The following is a 15,371-nucleotide window of genomic DNA, read 5'->3' on the forward strand; positions in this document are numbered from 1 at the left end:
GTCAGTTACCGGCGGTGAGGGCGGTGTACTCGTCGTAGGAGAGCGCGTCCTTGGGCTCCTCCGACAGGCGCACCTTGAACAGCCAGCCGCCCTCGAAGGGAGCGGAGTTCACCAGGGCGGGGTCGTCCACGACGTCCTGGTTGGACTCGACGACCTCACCGGAGACGGGGGAGTACAGGTCGCTGACCGACTTGGTCGACTCCAGCTCGCCACAGGTCTCGCCCTCGGTGACGGTGGTGCCGGCCGCGGGGAGGTCGGCGTAGACGACGTCACCGAGCGCGTTGGCGGCGAACTCCGTGATGCCGACCGTCGCGATGCCGTCCTCGGTGGCCGACAGCCACTCGTGCTCCTTGGTGTAACGCAGCTGCTGGGGGTTGCTCATGACCTGATTCTCCTGGATGCGGGGAGGTGGATACGAACGGTGGTCTTGCGTGCTGAGACGGTGGAGCCCGGTACGAGGGCTACTTCTGCCGCTTGTAGAAGGGCAGGGCCACGACCTCGTAGGGCTCATGCGTACCGCGAATGTCGACGCCGACGCCGGAGGTGCCGGGCGCGGCGTGCGCCGCGTCGACGTACGCCATCGCGATCGGCTTGCCCAGCGTGGGGGACGGGGCGCCGGAGGTCACCTCGCCGATGACCTCGCCGCCGGCGACCACGGGGAAGCCGGCGCGCGGGACGCGGCGGCCCTCGGCGACCAGACCGACCAGCTTGCGCGGCGGCTTCGTGGCGGCGACCTCGGCGGCGGCCTCCAGGGCGGCGCGGCCGACGAAGTCGCCCTCCTTCTCGAACTTCACGACCCGGCCCAGCCCGGCGTCGAAGGGGGTGAGGGCGGTGGTCAGCTCGTGCCCGTACAGCGGCATGCCCGCCTCCAGGCGCAGCGTGTCGCGGCAGGACAGCCCGGCCGGCACCAGACCGGCGTCCTTGCCCGCCTCGGTCAGCGCCTGCCACAGCTCCACGGCGTGCTCGGGGGAGACGAACAGCTCGAAGCCGTCCTCGCCGGTGTAGCCGGTGCGGGCGATCAGCGCGGGCACGCCCGCGACGGTGCCCGGCAGGCCGGCGTAGTACTTCAGGCCGTCCAGGTCGGCGTCCGTGAGCGACTTCAGGATGCCGGGGGACTCGGGGCCCTGGACGGCGATCAGCGCGTACGCGTCACGGTCGTCGCGGACCTCGGTGTCGAAGCCGGCGGCGCGCTCGGTGAGCGCGTCCAGCACGACCTGGGCGTTGGAGGCGTTGGCGACGACCATGTACTCGGTCTCGCCGAGGCGGTAGACGATCAGGTCGTCGAGGATCCCGCCGTCCTCCTGGCAGATGTGCGTGTAGCGGGCGCGGCCGACGCCGACGGTGGAGATGTTCCCGACGAGCGCGTAGTCCAGGGCCTTCACGGCCTCCGGGCCGGTCAGGGTGATCTCGCCCATGTGGGACAGGTCGAACAGGCCGGCCTTGGTGCGCACGGCGTTGTGCTCGTCGCGCTCACTGGCGTAGCGCAGCGGCATGTCCCAGCCCGCGAAGTCGGTCATGGTCGCACCGAGCGAGCGGTGCAGCGCGTCGAGCGCGGTCAGGCGGGGGGCAGTGCTCATGGGTGTGGCTCCCGGGTCCCAGGGCATGACATGACGAGGAGGTTCCTCCCCATCTGTCATCGGAACCTGAGAGGTTCGCCGAGAGTTCCCGGAGGGGGAACGCCGACTTGCACCTTGGGTGGAGCACGCGCCGGGCCGTCGGGGACGGACGCGGCGGGGGCTCGCTTTTCAGATCTGCCTCATCCACGCGGTACGGGGCCTGAGAGATTCAAGGGAGGTACTTGCTCCTTCGGCGCCCGGGCACGGCCTCGCGGCCTGCCGGGACTCTCCCGCGCGGATTCAAGCGGCCGGTATGCAGTTTGGTGTCCAGATGGCGCACATCATTGCACGGGACGGGCGGGAGGGGGCAGTGGGGCCCGCAAGAACGTGCGGTCCAGGCGGCCCGCGGAGGCCGCCGCGCGCGCCGGCCGGCCGTCCGCGCCGTGGAACGCCCGCCCGCAACCGCGGCCGGCGGATTACCGTCTCTTTACATTCAGTGGGCAAGGGCCCTCGCGGCCCGATTCGGGGGGAGACGATTCACTGTGCGGAGGTTCGGAGTGGTGACGACCACGGGCACGGTCGGGGCGGTCCCGGCACCGCGGAGCGCGGCCCGCCCCGCGGCGGCCGGCGGTCCGGTGCGTGACCTGCGGGGACGGTCCGTGGGGCCGCGGCGGCTCGGCTACGCCGCCGGCGACATCGTCGTGGTGTCCGGGCTGCCGGGCGGCGGCAAGAGCACCCTGATCAAGCGGGCCGCCGAGACCGGCGTCGACTCCCAGGACACCCGCGAGCGCTGGGAGCGCCGCATGCCGTCCGCCCTGCCGTACGCGGTGTACCGGCCGCTGGTGCGCGCCGCCCACTACCGGGGGCTGTGGCGCGAGCTGCGCTCCGGCGCCTCTGTGGTGGTCCACGACTGCGGCACCCAGTCGTGGGTGCGGGCCCTGCTGGCCGCCGTCGCCCGGCAGCGGGGCCGGGCCCTGCACCTGCTGCTGCTCGACACCACCCCCGAGGAGGCCCTGGCCGGGCAGGCGGCGCGGGGCCGCCGGGTGTCGGCCTACGCCTTCGCCCGTCACCGCGGCGCGGTCGCCCGCCTGCTGGCCGCCGCCGAGGCCGGCCGCCCCCCGCGCGGCTGCGCCACGGTCACCCTCCTGGACCGCCGGGCGGCCTCCGCCCTGGACCGCATCGCCTTCGACGCCTGAGGCCCGAGGCCCGACGCCCGACGCCTGAGGCCCGACGCCCGAGGCGGCGGCGTCCGCGAAGCCGCCCGCCCCGGCCCGCCGCCGGAGGCCGGGGTAGCCTCGGGGCGACATCGGCGCGGAACAGGGAGAGCGGGCGCACATGACGGGCAACGGCTGGCCGGCGAACGAGTTGGAGCAGGTGCTCGGAGCGGTGCTCGGCCGGGCGGACGCCGGCCCGCAGATCCTGGAGGCGCTCGGCCGCAGCCGGGTCTGGGTGCCGCTGCCCCGGGGCGGCGGCCCCGACAGCACCTCCCTCGACCTCCCCACGATGCTGATCGGCGGCGAGGCGTACGTCCCCGTCTACAGCTCGGAGGCCCAGTTCCGCTTCGCCGCCGGCCCCGGCATGGACTTCGCGGTCGCCCCCGCGGTCGAGTTCGCCCGCGGCCTGCCCCCGCAGCTCGGCATCGCCCTGAACCCCGAGGGCGCCGTCGGGGTCCCGCTGCCCCCCGCCGCCGTCGCGGAGCTGTGCCGCACCGGCCGTACCGAACTCGACGGCCCGGCCACCGGCGGCCGCGTCCGGCTGTTCGAACCCGACTGGCAGGACGACCCGGTGGACTTCCTCGCCGCCGCCGCCGAGGAGTTCCGGGCCACCGGAGCGGTCGCGGCCGCCCACCGCTGCCTCGCCAGCGTCGAGGGCGGCGACCCCCAGCTCTACATCGGTGTCCGGCTGACGGGATGGGACCCCACGGCGCGGGACGCCCCGCTGGAGGCACTCGGCCGCGCCCTGGCCCGCGTACCGGCGCCCTGGCCGGTGCAGCTGATCCTGCTGGACGCCGCCGAGGACCCGGTCACGGACTGGATTCGTGAGCGCGTACGCCCCTTCTACCTGCCGTAGCGCCGCTTAAGCTGGTCGGGACGTGTGGACGACGGGCGGAAGAAGACGAAGAGGGGTACCGGGTGAGTGCGTCAGGCACGGCCGCGGCCGGGCAGGTCGAGCACATGCTGCGCCAGGTGACTCCCGGGCGCTATGAGAGCTACGAGGCATTCCTGCGCGCCCTCGCCGAGGGCAGGCTGTGGATGCTGCTGTGGCAGGGGCAGCCGGGTTCGCCGGACGCCCAGTACGGCGGCATGGAGGTCGAGGGGCTGGGCTACGCCCCCTGCGTGACCTCCCCGCAGGAGCTGGCCGCGAGCGGCTGGAACCGCGGTTACGAGGTCGTCACCGGCCGGGACATCGCCCGCGCCCTGTACCCGGACCGCTGGGGGCTGTGGATCAACCCGCACGACCGGGGCGGCGGCCTCGGCGTGCCGTGGGCCGACCTGCGCCGCGTCGCCACCGGCCTGGACCGGATGCCGGCGGGGCCGCTGCGGCTGTCCGAGCCGGCCCTGGAACTCCCGCAGTTCTACGGACTGCTGACCCAGCACGCGCACCGGACGCCGGCCGTCAGGTCGCTGCGCCGCGCCTGGGTGCAGCCCTCGCTCGGGTCGGCGTACCTCGCGGTGGGGCTGGACCTGTACGACGCCTCGGCGCCCGCGCTGGAATCCGTACGGGAGATGATGCGCCAGTCGGTCGGCGCCGTGCCCGAGGGGGTTCCGGTGTGCACGGTCGCGCTGGCGGACGAGCACGATCCGGTGGCGATGTGGCTGCGTGCGCAGACCCGCCCCTTCTACGACCGCGAGGGGCAGGCGGCCGCCTACTGACCCGCTCCAGGGGCTCCGGGGGCGCGTTCCCCGAGCTCCCCACAGGGATTCGCCGGGTGCGCCCGGCCCCTGAGACGGGCCCCTCCGACGGACACCGGGCCGCCGGGAACCCTCGTTCCCGGCGGCCTTCGCCTTGTCCGGATATCGCCGCAGACGGGCGTCCAATTGACGCGGTACTCCACTGAGTTGGCCTTGATGTCCGTTTGCGTACCGAACGGACGGTCTTGCTCCGCTGAGCCGTCAGCGGAGTCCGGATAACGGGAACCACGGCCTCAGATCACGGTTGCGCATCCATTCATCTGCGGGTCTGGCGGCTGGTCGAGCGCCCGATGAAGACTCCCCACCCAAGAGCCGGTCAGTCCTCGCGGACGCGGTTCGGCGCGTGGTTCCGCCGTTCGTCCCGACACGGCGCTCCCGCACTTCGCGCACCTCAGCCGCACCGCACCGCCCGCACCGCACCCTGCTCCACCCACAGCACGGCCGCACTGCCAGCACTGCCAGCACCTCGCACCTCGTACGCGTTCACGTGCCCCGAGCACTCGAGCGCCACTCCGCACCAACGCCGCCACAGCGGCGGGCATGGGCCGACCCACCCGTCGGCCGAGAGGGGTCCCCACCACGATGACGGCACCACTGCACGACACGAGCGCGGAAACACCCGCACCCGTGTCCGTAGCCGACGTCCCTGCCAAGGCCATCGAAGGCCGCTCGCCCGGCCGCATCGCCTGGATGCGGCTCAAGCGCGACAAGGTCGCGCTGACCGGCGGCGTGATCGTGATCCTCCTGATCCTGGTGGCGGTCTTCGCGCCGCTGATCGTGAACCTGCTGGGCCACGACCCCAACGAGTTCCACGAGGACATGATCGACCCGGACCTGGGCACGCCGCTCGGCTCCTTCGGCGGCATCAGCTCCGACTTCCTGCTGGGCGTCGAACCGACCAACGGGCGCGACGTGTTCAGCCGGATCGTCTACGGCGCCCGCATCTCGCTGGTCGTCGCCTTCCTGGCGGCCTTCGTCTCGGTCGTCCTCGGCAGCCTCCTGGGCGCCCTCGCCGGCTTCCTCGGCGGCTGGGTGGACGGGATCATCAGCCGCCTGATGGACCTGCTGCTGGCCTTCCCGCAGCTGCTGTTCACCATCGCCCTGGTCTCCGTCGTCCCCAACTCCGTGTGGGGGTTCGAGGGTTCGGGCGTCCGCATGGGCGTGCTCATCCTCGTCATCGGCTTCTTCGGCTGGCCGTACATCGGCCGTATCGTCCGGGGCCAGACGATCTCCCTGCGTGAACGCGAGTACGTCGAGGCCGCGCGCAGCCTCGGAGCCGGCCGCGGCTACATCCTGGTCAAGGAGCTGCTGCCCAACCTGGTCGCGCCGATCCTCGTCTACGCCACGCTGATCATCCCGACCAACATCCTGACCGAGGCGGCCCTCAGCTTCCTGGGCGCCGGCGTGAAGCCGCCCACCGCTTCCTGGGGAAAGATGCTCTCCGACGCCGTCCCCATCTACCAGGACGACCCCATGTACATGGTGGTCCCCGGCATGACGATCTTCATCACCGTCCTGGCGTTCAACCTCTTCGGGGACGGGCTGCGTGACGCACTCGACCCCAAGGGCAGCTGAACCGCTTCTTCGCTTCACCATCTATGGAGGTTGGACAATCGTGATCCGCAGAAAGCAGGCTCTCGCGATCACCGCCGTGATCGCCGCCCTCTCGATGACCGCCGCGTGCGGTGGCGACGGGGACAAGAAGACCGACAGCAAGGCCGACGGCGACAGCGGCAAGGGTTACAGCGGTGCCGCCACCGCCGTGATCAACCCCTCGGAGGACAAGGGCGGCGAGCTCAAGCTCTGGTCCCCGCAGGACGTCGACTACCTCGACCCGGCGCGCGCCTACTACGGCTTCGTGTGGAACATGCAGCGGCTCTACGTCCGCAGCCTGCTCGCCTACGACGCCAAGCCGGGCAAGGACGGCACCAAGGTGGTCCCGGACCTCGCCGAGGCCCTGCCGGTCATCAGCAACGACGGCAAGACGTACACCCTCAAGCTCAAGGAGGGGGTGAAGTTCGAGGACGGCACGCCGATCACCTCGAAGGACATCAAGTACGGCGTCGAGCGCGTCTTCGCCCAGGACGTCCTGTCCGGCGGCCCGACCTACCTGATCGACCTCCTCGACCAGGGCCAGAAGTACCCCGGCCCGTACAAGGACACGGACCCCAACAAGATGGGTCTGAAGACGGTCGAGACGCCGGACGACAGGACGATCGTCTTCAACCTGGCGAGCGCCAACTCGGACTTCAGCTACCTGCTGGCCATGCCGTCCTCCTCGCCGGTCCCGATGGGCAAGGACACGGGCGCCACCTACACCAACAAGCCGGTGTCGACCGGTCCTTACAAGGTCGAGAGCTTCACCGCCGGCAAGGGCGCCACCTTCGTCCGCAACGAGAACTGGGACCCGAAGACGGACCCGATCCGCAAGGGCCTGCCGGACAAGGTCTCCTTCACGGTCACCACCAACCCGGACGACATGGACCAGCGCCTGCTCTCGGGCGACATCGACATGGCCGTCGACGGCACCGGTGTCCAGCAGGCCGCGAAGAACAAGATCCTCAAGGACGCGAACCTCAAGAAGAACGCGGACAACCCCTTCACGGGCTACATCCGCTACTTCGCCTTCCCGCAGACGGTCGCGCCGTTCGACAACATCGAGTGCCGCAAGGCCGTCATCTACGCGGCCGACCCGAAGTCCCTCCAGACCGCCCGTGGCGGCCCGACCAGCGGTGACCTCGGCGCGAACATGCTGCCGGCCGGCGTCCCCGGCTCGGACAAGAGCTACGACCCCTTCGGTCTGACGAAGGGCAAGCCGCAGGAGGCCAAGGCCAAGGAGGCCCTCAAGGCCTGTGGCAAGCCTGACGGCTTCGAGACCACCATCGCGGTGCGCAACAACCGCGCCCCCGAGGTCAAGACGGCCGAGTCCCTCCAGGCCTCCCTCGCCAAGGTCGGCATCAAGGCGACGATCGACCAGTTCGACGGCAAGCTCTCCTCCTCCACGATCGGTTCGCCCGAGAACGTGAAGAAGAAGGGCTACGGCATCATCGTCATGGGCTGGGGCGCCGACTACAACTCCGGTGCGGGCTTCCTGCAGCCGCTGGTGGACGGATCGTTCATCCTGCCGAACGGCAACAACAACTACACCGAGGTCAACGACCCCGAGATCAACGGCCTGTTCGACAAGGCCGCTGCCGCCCCCTCGCCGGAGGCCGCCGCCCCGTTCTACGGGGAGATCAACAAGAAGGTCATGGACAAGGCGCTCTACCTGCCGATCAACTTCGACAAGGCGCTCGTCTACCACAACCCGCGCCTGACGAACGTCTTCTTCAACGAGTCCTTCGGCAAGATCGACCTCGCCACCGTGGGCATCGCGCAGAAGTAGCAGGAGCACAGAAGTAGCAGGCTGCCCGGCGACGAGCCGGGCAGCCGGGCAGCCCGGCCGACCGCCGGGCAGGCAACCGCAACTCAGCACGTAAGTAAGTGCCTTCACCGCACATGCGCTAGTCCGAAGGGCAGGTGAAGGCCGCAGGCGCTGGCCGCCGCCCCCACGAGGGGCGGCGGCCAACAGCCCCGGGCGGCCGACTGCAGTGCTCGTCTACCTCATACGGCGGCTGTTCAACGTCGCCGCCACGCTGCTGGTGGTCTCCTTGGTCACCTTCGGCATCTTCTTCGCGGTCCCGAAGCTGACCGGCAGCGATCCCGCGCTCATGTACGCCGGCCGGGAGACCAACGAGACCGCCCTGGCGGGCATCCGCGTCAAGATGGGCTTCGACAAGCCCATCTCCGAGCAGTACCTGCTCTTCGTCAAGGGCATCTTCGCCGGCCGCGACTACGACGGCGGCACCGAGATCACCCACTGTGCGGCTCCCTGCTTCGGCTACTCCTTCAAGACCGAGGCGCCCGTCTGGGAGACCATGATGGACCGCATCCCGGTCACCCTCTCGCTCGCCCTCGGCGCGGCCGTGATCTGGGTGATCGCCGGTGTGGCCACGGGTGTGGTCTCCGCCCTCAAGCGCCGCACCGCCATCGACCGCACCGTCATGGTCGGCGCGCTCGCCGGCGTCTCCCTGCCGATCTTCTTCACCGGCATGGTGGCCCCCGCGATCTTCGTCTACAGCCTCGGCTGGCTGGACGTCTCCAACTACAAACCCCTCACCGAGGATCCGCTGGCCTGGCTCAACAGCCTGATCCTGCCCTGGGTCACCCTGGCCTTCCTCTTCGCCGCCACCTACGCGCGCATCACCCGCGCGACCATGCTGGAGGTGCTCGGCGAGGACTACATCCGCACCGCCCGGGCCAAGGGCCTCAAGGAGTCCGTGGTCATCCGCAAGCACGCCCTGCGCTCCACGCTCACCCCGGTCGTCACGATGTTCGGCCTCGACCTCGGCGGGCTCCTCGGCGGCGCCGTGCTCACCGAGACCACCTTCAACTTCCAGGGCCTCGGGACGGCGGCCGTCGCCGCCATCAGCGCCGGCGACCTCCCCGTGATCATGGGAGTCACCCTGCTCGCCGCACTGTTCGTGGTGATGGCCAACCTGATCGTGGACCTGCTGTACGCCGTCATCGACCCGCGCGTGAGGCTGACGTGACCAAGAACGATTCCGACCAGCCGGCCTTCGTGCCCGAGCAGGGCGGCGCGCGCGACGCGGCCCCCTTCCTCTCCGTGCGCGACCTCAAGGTCCACTTCCCGACCGACGACGGCCTGGTGAAGTCCGTCGACGGCCTCTCCTTCGACCTGGAGCGCGGCAAGACCCTCGGCATCGTCGGCGAATCCGGCTCCGGCAAGTCGGTGACCTCGCTGGCCATCATGGGCCTGCACCGCACCGGCAACGCGCGCAGCCGCCCGCACATCTCGGGCGAGGTCGTGCTCGACGGCGAGGACCTGGTCAGCGCCGACGCCGACCACGTACGCCGGCTGCGCGGCCGCAAGATGGCGATGGTCTTCCAGGACCCGCTGTCGGCGATGCACCCGTACTACTCGGTCGGCAAGCAGATCGTCGAGGCGTACCGGACCCACCACGACGTGGACAAGAAGAAGGCCCGCGCCCGCGCCGTCGAGATGCTCGACCGCGTCGGCATCCCGGAGCCCCACCAGCGCGTGGACGCGTACCCCCACGAGTTCTCCGGCGGCATGCGCCAGCGCGCGATGATCGCGATGGCGCTCGTCAACAACCCCGAACTGCTCATCGCGGACGAGCCGACCACCGCCCTGGACGTCACCGTCCAGGCGCAGATCCTCGACCTGATCCGCGACCTGCAGAAGGAGTTCGGCTCCGCGGTCATCATGATCACGCACGACCTCGGCGTGGTCGCCGAGATGGCCGACGAGATCCTCGTGATGTACGGCGGCCGGTGCGTCGAGCGCGGCACCGCCGAGAAGGTGTTCTACGAACCCCGCCACCCCTATACCTGGGGACTGCTCGGCTCCATGCCGCGCATCGACCGCGACCAGACCGAGCGGCTGATCCCGGTCAAGGGCTCGCCGCCCAGCCTCATCAACATCCCGAGCGGCTGCGCGTTCAACCCCCGGTGCCCCTACGCCGACGTGCCCAAGGGGGGCATCACCCGCACCCAGCGGCCCGAGCTGACCCAGGACGACAGCCGGCACTGGTCCGCCTGCCACATGTCGCAGGAGGAGCGGACCCGGATCTGGACCGAAGAGATTGCGCCGAAGCTGTGACGGACATGAAGAAGGACACCGCCGCCCAGGACCCCGCCGGGGGCCCGGCCGAGGATTCCGCCGAGGGCTCCGCCCGGGGCACCGGGACCGTCACCGAGGCGGAACCGCTGCTGAAGGTGACGGGCCTGGTCAAGCACTTCCCCCTCAGCAAGGGGCTGCTGCGCCGGGAGACCACCGCCGTCAAGGCCGTGGACGGCATCGACTTCGACGTCCGGCGCGGTGAGACCCTCGGCGTGGTCGGCGAGTCCGGCTGCGGCAAGTCGACGATGGGCCGCCTCATCACCCGCCTGCTGGAGCCGAGCAGCGGCCGCATCGAGTTCGAGGGCAAGGACATCACGCACCTCAGCGTGGCGGGCATGCGCCCGCTGCGCCGCGACGTGCAGATGATCTTCCAGGACCCGTACGGCTCGCTGAACCCCCGGCACACGGTCGGCGCCATCGTCTCGGCCCCCTTCAAGCTCCAGGGAGTCACCCCCGAGGGCGGCATCAAGGCGGAGGTGCAGCGGCTGCTGGCCCTCGTCGGCCTGAACCCGGAGCACTACAACCGCTACCCGCACGAGTTCTCGGGCGGCCAGCGCCAGCGCATCGGCATCGCGCGCGCCCTGGCCCTCAAGCCGAAGCTGGTCGTCGCCGACGAGCCCGTCTCCGCGCTCGACGTGTCGATCCAGGCGCAGGTGGTGAACCTGCTGGACGACCTCCAGGAGGAGCTCGGCCTGACGTACGTGATCATCGCGCACGACCTGTCGGTCATCCGGCACGTCTCGGACCGCATCGCGGTGATGTACCTCGGCAAGATCGTGGAGCTGGCCGACCGCAAGTCGCTGTACGAGTCGCCCATGCACCCGTACACGAACGCGCTGCTCTCCGCCGTACCGGTCCCGGACCCGAGGCGGCGCGGCGCGAAGAGCGGCCGCATCCTGCTCAAGGGCGACGTGCCCTCGCCGATCTCCCCGCCGGCCGGATGCCGCTTCCACACGCGGTGCTGGAAGGCGACGGAGCTGTGCGCGAAGCAGGACCCGCCGCTGGTCGCCCTCAAGCCGGGCCACCAGGCGGCCTGCCACCACCCGGAGAACGCCCCCGCCGCGTCTTCCTGACGTCCCCGGCGCCGGGCCGCCCCCCCCCCGGCCGCGCGCCGCGCCGCCCGGGCGGGCCGGCGCCGGAGGATGCCTCCGGCGTCGCGCCGCCGCCCGCCGGAGCCGGTCCGGCGGGCGGGGGCTCCGCGGCGGGCGACAATGGCGGGGTGCTCCACGATCTCTTCCCGCCCGGTATCCAGCACGCCCTGGACCTCGCGGGCATCTTCGTCTTCGCGACCGCCGGCGCCCTCCTCGCGGTCCGCAAGAACTTCGACGTCTTCGGCATCGCCGTCCTCGCCCTCGTCACCGCCCTCGGCGGCGGTCTCCTGCGCGACCTCTGCATCGGCGCCGTCCCGCCCGCCGCCTTCAGCGAACTCAGCTTCTTCGTCACGCCCCTGCTCGCCGCCGCGCTCGTCTTCTTCCTCCACCCCGAGGTCCAGCGCATCAACCGGGCCATCAACGTCTTCGACGCCGCCGGCCTCGGCCTGTTCTGCGTGTCGGGCACCACCAAGGCGTACGAGTACGGCCTGGGACTGACGTCCTCCGCCGCGCTCGGCGTGGCCACGGCCGTCGGCGGCGGCGTGCTGCGCGACGTCCTGGCCAACGAGGTGCCCTCGCTGCTGCGCGACCGCGAGATGTACGCCGTGCCCGCCGTCGTGGGCGCCGCCATGGTGGCCGTCTTCATCAGCTTCGAGGTGCTGAACCCCTTCACGACCGCGCTCGCGACCGTCACCACCTTCGTGCTGCGCCTGCTCGCGATGCAGTACCACTGGCGGGCCCCGCTGGCCTGGAACCGTCGCTCTTCCGTGGCCGAAGAACCGTAGTTCCCCTCCCTCAAACAAAAGCTACCGCTTAGTAGCTTGCCGGTGTACCGTCGTCGGCATGTCTTACGCAGCGGCCCAGGCCTCCATCGGCGACAGCGAATTCGACCGCGACACCACCATCACCGCCCGCGCGGGCGAGCCCGGGGTGTACGACGCGGAGCTGTCCGCCGGCTGGACGATCATCACCGCCGTCAACGGCGGCTATCTGCTGGCCCTGGTCGGCCGGGCCCTCGCGGCGGCCCTGCCGCACCCGGACCCCTTCACCGTCTCCGCCCACTACCTCACCTCCTCCGTGCCCGGCCCCGCCGTGATCCGCACCGAGGTCGTCCGCGTCGGCCGCACCCTCTCCACCGGCCAGGCCTCGCTGTTCCAGTACGACGAGAACGGCGCCGAGATCGAACGCATCCGCGTCCTCGCCTCGTACGGCGACCTCGCCGCCCTCCCCGACACCGTCCACACGGTCGCGCGGCCGCCGGTGATGCCCGCGTACGAGGACTGCCTCGGCGCCGAGGCCGGTCCGGCCCCCATCCCCGGCAGCAACGCCATCGTGGACCGGCTCCGCCTGCGGCTGGACCCGGCGACGGCGGGCTGGGCGGTCGGGGCGCCGTCCGGCAAGGGCGAGATGCGGGCCTGGTTCGAGCTGGCCGACGGCCGCGACGCCGACCCGCTGTCGCTGCTGCTCGCGGTGGACGCACTGCCGCCGACCGCTTTCGACCTCGGCCTGCTCGGCTGGGCCCCCACCGTGGAGCTCACCACGCACATCCGTCACCGCCCGGCCCCGGGACCGCTGCGGGTGGGCATCGTCACCCGCAACCTGGCCGGCGGCTTCCTGGAGGAGGACGCCGAGGTCTGGGACTCCGCCGACCGCCTGGTCGCCCAGTCCCGCCAGCTGGCCCGCGCCCCGCGCTGACCCGAGGGGTCCGGGGGCGCGGCCCCCGGAACCGGCGCCGCCGGGCCGCGGCGGGGACGGCGTGCCCCGCGCACCCCGGGCGGGAGCCGGCGGGGCAGGGGACTCGTAGAATCAAAAAATCATGGCCTACCTCGACCACGCCGCGACCACGCCGATGCTCCCGGAAGCCGCTGCGGCGATGACCGCGCAGTTCGCCGCCACCGGAAACGCGTCCTCCCTGCACGCCGCCGGCCGCCGGGCCCGCCGTACCGTCGAGGAGGCCCGTGAGTCCCTCGCCGAGGCCCTCGGCGCGCGCCCGAGCGAGGTGGTCTTCACCGCGGGCGGCACCGAGGCCGACAACCTCGCCGTCAAGGGCCTCTACTGGGCCCGCCGCGACGCCGACCCGGCCCGCACCCGCGTCCTCGCCAGCCCCGTCGAGCACCACGCCGTCCTGGACGCGGTGCACTGGCTCGCCGAGCACGAGGGGGCCGAGGTCGAGTACCTCCCCGTCGACCGCTACGGCCGCGTGCACCCCGAGGACTTCCGGGCGGCGATCGAGCGGGACCCCGACCACGTCGCCCTCGCCACCGTGATGTGGGCCAACAACGAGATCGGCACCGTCATGCCGGTCCGTGACCTCGCCGCCGTCGCGGGGGAGCACGGCGTACCCCTGCACTCCGACGCCGTCCAGGCCTTCGGGCAGCTCGACGTCCGCTTCGGCGACAGCGGCCTCGCCGCCATGACCGTCAGCGGCCACAAGGTGGGGGGCCCGTACGGGATCGGCGCCCTGCTCCTGGGCCGCGACCAGAGCCCCGTCCCCGTCCTGCACGGCGGCGGCCAGGAGCGGCACGTCCGCTCCGGCACCCTCGACGTGCCGGCCATCGCCGCCTTCGCGGTGGCGGCCGTACTCGCCGCCGAGCGGCGCGAGCGGTTCGCCGCCGAGGTCGGAGCCCTGCGCGACGAGCTGATCGCGGCCGTGCTGGCCGCCGTCCCCGACGCGGTCCTCGGCGGCGACCCCGAGGACCGGCTCCCGGCCAACGCCCACTTCAGCTTCCCCGGCTGCGAGGGCGACTCCCTGCTGCTGCTCCTGGACGCGCAGGGCATCGAGTGCTCCACCGGCTCCGCCTGCACCGCGGGCGTCGCCCAGCCCAGCCACGTCCTGCTGGCGGCGGGCACCGACCCGCTGCTGGCCCGCGGCACCCTGCGGTTCTCCCTCGGCCACACCTCCACGAAGGAGGACGTCGCGGCGGTGGCCGCCGCCATCGGCCCCGCCGTGGAACGGGCCCGCACGGCCGGCCTCAGCTAGATCCGGTACCCGCGGGCTTCACCCAGGGCGGAACGCCGCTCCCTTCCCCCGGGGCCCCGGATCCCTAGGCTGAAGGGGTGAGCACTCATGCGCCCGAAGAGTCCCGCGTCGTCCCCCTGCGCCCGCGCACCTCGCCGCCCCGTCCCGGCGGGCCCGTTCGCGCACCGCAGCGACCGGCGACGGCCTCCCCGGCACCCGCGCCGGGCGAACCGCTGTGGCGCGACCTCGTCGGTGACGTGCTGCGGCGCGAGCGGCTCGCCCAGGAGCGCACGCTGAAGGACGTCGCGGAGGCGGCCCGGATCTCGATGCCGTACCTCTCGGAGGTCGAGCGGGGACGCAAGGAGGCCTCCTCCGAGGTGCTCGCCGCCGCCGCCCGGGCCCTCGGGCTGGGCCTGGCCGACCTGCTCTCCCTCGCCGCGGACGAGCTGGCCCGGTACGACCGGAGCCGGGCGGGCGGGCGCCGTACCGCCCCGACGGCGCGGTACGACTCCCTGTGCCTCGCCGCCTGACCGCACGAGGACCGGTCAGGCGAAGGCGAACCGCCGGCTCAGCACCTCGTCGGCGAGCCCGTAGGCCACGGCCTCCTCGGCGGTGAGGACCTTCTCCCGGTCCATGTCCGCGCGCAGCGCCGCCACGTCGTGGTGCGTGTGCCGGGACAGGACCTCCTCCACCTGTGAGCGGATGCGGACCATCTCCTTGGCGGCGAGGCTGAGGTCGGAGACCGTCCCCTGCCGGCCGTTGCTGGCCGGCTGGCCGAGCAGCACCCGCGCGTGCCGGAGCACGAACCGCCGGCCGGGATCCCCGCCGGCCAGCAGCACCGCCGCGGTGGACGCCGCCTGGCCGACGCAGAACGTGGAGATCGGAGCCTGCACGAACGTCATCGTGTCGTAGATCGCCATCAGCGAAGTGAACGAGCCGCCTGGCGAGTTGAGATAGATCGAGATCTCCCGCTCCGGGTCGGCCGACTCCAGGTGCAGGAGCTGCGCGATGACGACGTTGGCGACCCCGTCGTCGATCTCGGTGCCGATGAAGACGATCCGCTCGTTCAGCAGCCGGCTGAAGACGTCGTAGGACCGCTCGCCCTGCGCGGTGCGCTCGATGACGTAGGGAACCGTGTACGACCCCATG

At 71.8% G+C, this 15,371-nt stretch carries 15 protein-coding genes and 1 riboswitch; of the genes, 12 read left to right on the forward strand and 3 right to left on the reverse strand.

Going from position 1 to position 15,371, the window contains the following annotated elements; genetic code table 11:
• Position 1 precedes the first annotated feature (1 nt).
• Positions 2-382 (reverse strand): glycine cleavage system protein GcvH, encoded by a 381-nt coding sequence (gene gcvH, locus ACZ514_RS08720; protein WP_468166435.1) that lies wholly within the window; start codon positions 380-382, stop codon positions 2-4.
• 79 nt (positions 383-461) lie between these two features.
• Positions 462-1,577 (reverse strand): glycine cleavage system aminomethyltransferase GcvT, encoded by a 1,116-nt coding sequence (gene gcvT / locus ACZ514_RS08725; RefSeq protein WP_468166437.1) that lies wholly within the window; start codon positions 1,575-1,577, stop codon positions 462-464.
• Positions 1,578-1,755: 178 nt separating this feature from the next.
• Positions 1,756-1,859, reverse strand: a riboswitch (glycine riboswitch).
• 257 nt (positions 1,860-2,116) lie between these two features.
• On the opposite strand from gcvT, the gene ACZ514_RS08730 reads away from it, so the two are divergent.
• The 12 genes from ACZ514_RS08730 to ACZ514_RS08785 all read left to right on the forward strand — a co-directional run bounded on the left by ACZ514_RS08730 (position 2,117) and on the right by ACZ514_RS08785 (position 14,752).
• Positions 2,117-2,752, forward strand: coding sequence for an AAA family ATPase (locus ACZ514_RS08730; RefSeq protein WP_469124400.1), 636 nt, complete (start codon positions 2,117-2,119; stop codon positions 2,750-2,752).
• 139 nt (positions 2,753-2,891) lie between these two features.
• The gene (locus ACZ514_RS08735; RefSeq protein WP_468166441.1) at positions 2,892-3,626 is read left to right on the forward strand and encodes an enhanced serine sensitivity protein SseB; all 735 of its coding nucleotides are present in this window, start codon (positions 2,892-2,894) and stop codon (positions 3,624-3,626) included.
• Positions 3,627-3,688: 62 nt separating this feature from the next.
• The gene (locus tag ACZ514_RS08740) at positions 3,689-4,429 is read left to right on the forward strand and encodes an enhanced serine sensitivity protein SseB C-terminal domain-containing protein (protein ID WP_468166443.1); all 741 of its coding nucleotides are present in this window, start codon (positions 3,689-3,691) and stop codon (positions 4,427-4,429) included.
• 621 nt (positions 4,430-5,050) lie between these two features.
• Positions 5,051-6,043, forward strand: coding sequence for an ABC transporter permease (locus ACZ514_RS08745; protein WP_468166445.1), 993 nt, complete (start codon positions 5,051-5,053; stop codon positions 6,041-6,043).
• A gap of 94 nt (positions 6,044-6,137) precedes the next feature.
• The gene (locus tag ACZ514_RS08750; RefSeq protein ID WP_468166817.1) at positions 6,138-7,853 is read left to right on the forward strand and encodes an ABC transporter substrate-binding protein; all 1,716 of its coding nucleotides are present in this window, start codon (positions 6,138-6,140) and stop codon (positions 7,851-7,853) included.
• Positions 7,854-8,058: 205 nt separating this feature from the next.
• Positions 8,059-9,060, forward strand: a complete 1,002-nt coding sequence (locus ACZ514_RS08755; protein ID WP_468166447.1) for an ABC transporter permease — start codon at positions 8,059-8,061, stop codon at positions 9,058-9,060.
• A gap of 29 nt (positions 9,061-9,089) precedes the next feature.
• A complete protein-coding gene (locus ACZ514_RS08760; protein ID WP_468166819.1) occupies positions 9,090-10,151 on the forward strand; it encodes an ABC transporter ATP-binding protein in 1,062 nt (353 codons plus the stop codon).
• Positions 10,148-11,245, forward strand: coding sequence for an ABC transporter ATP-binding protein (locus tag ACZ514_RS08765; protein ID WP_468695818.1), 1,098 nt, complete (start codon positions 10,148-10,150; stop codon positions 11,243-11,245). Before ACZ514_RS08760 ends, ACZ514_RS08765 begins: the two co-directional genes overlap by 4 nt.
• A gap of 146 nt (positions 11,246-11,391) precedes the next feature.
• Positions 11,392-12,048 (forward strand): trimeric intracellular cation channel family protein, encoded by a 657-nt coding sequence (locus ACZ514_RS08770; RefSeq protein ID WP_468166451.1) that lies wholly within the window; start codon positions 11,392-11,394, stop codon positions 12,046-12,048.
• A 58-nt stretch (positions 12,049-12,106) separates the two neighbouring features.
• On the forward strand, positions 12,107-12,958 hold the full coding sequence (locus ACZ514_RS08775; protein ID WP_468166453.1) for a thioesterase family protein: 852 nt from the start codon (positions 12,107-12,109) through the stop codon (positions 12,956-12,958).
• Between the two features lie 121 nt (positions 12,959-13,079).
• A complete protein-coding gene (locus tag ACZ514_RS08780) occupies positions 13,080-14,243 on the forward strand; it encodes a cysteine desulfurase family protein (RefSeq protein WP_469124401.1) in 1,164 nt (387 codons plus the stop codon).
• Positions 14,244-14,320: 77 nt separating this feature from the next.
• Positions 14,321-14,752, forward strand: coding sequence for a helix-turn-helix domain-containing protein (locus tag ACZ514_RS08785; protein WP_468166457.1), 432 nt, complete (start codon positions 14,321-14,323; stop codon positions 14,750-14,752).
• 15 nt (positions 14,753-14,767) lie between these two features.
• Here ACZ514_RS08785 and ACZ514_RS08790 read toward each other — a convergent pair whose 3' ends face one another.
• Entirely contained in the window at positions 14,768-15,370 is a 603-nt protein-coding gene (locus ACZ514_RS08790) for a ClpP family protease (RefSeq protein ID WP_467887855.1), read from the reverse strand.
• Between the last annotated feature and the right edge of the window lies 1 nt (position 15,371).

The sequence above is a fragment of the Streptomyces sp. NPDC034086 genome (assembly GCF_055575515.1).

Bases quoted from the DNA above. Each gene is read 5' to 3' on its own strand.
- gcvH (WP_468166435.1), bottom strand. From the start codon at position 382: ATGAGCAACCCCCAGCAGCTGCGTTACACCAAGGAGCACGAGTGGCTG.
- gcvT (WP_468166437.1), bottom strand. From the start codon at position 1,577: ATGAGCACTGCCCCCCGCCTGACCGCGCTCGACGCGCTGCACCGCTCG.
- ACZ514_RS08735 (WP_468166441.1), top strand. From the start codon at position 2,892: ATGACGGGCAACGGCTGGCCGGCGAACGAGTTGGAGCAGGTGCTCGGA.
- ACZ514_RS08745 (WP_468166445.1), top strand. From the start codon at position 5,051: ATGACGGCACCACTGCACGACACGAGCGCGGAAACACCCGCACCCGTG.
- ACZ514_RS08750 (WP_468166817.1), top strand. From the start codon at position 6,138: ATGACCGCCGCGTGCGGTGGCGACGGGGACAAGAAGACCGACAGCAAG.
- ACZ514_RS08775 (WP_468166453.1), top strand. From the start codon at position 12,107: ATGTCTTACGCAGCGGCCCAGGCCTCCATCGGCGACAGCGAATTCGAC.
- ACZ514_RS08780 (WP_469124401.1), top strand. From the start codon at position 13,080: ATGGCCTACCTCGACCACGCCGCGACCACGCCGATGCTCCCGGAAGCC.
- ACZ514_RS08790 (WP_467887855.1), bottom strand. From the start codon at position 15,370: ATGGGGTCGTACACGGTTCCCTACGTCATCGAGCGCACCGCGCAGGGC.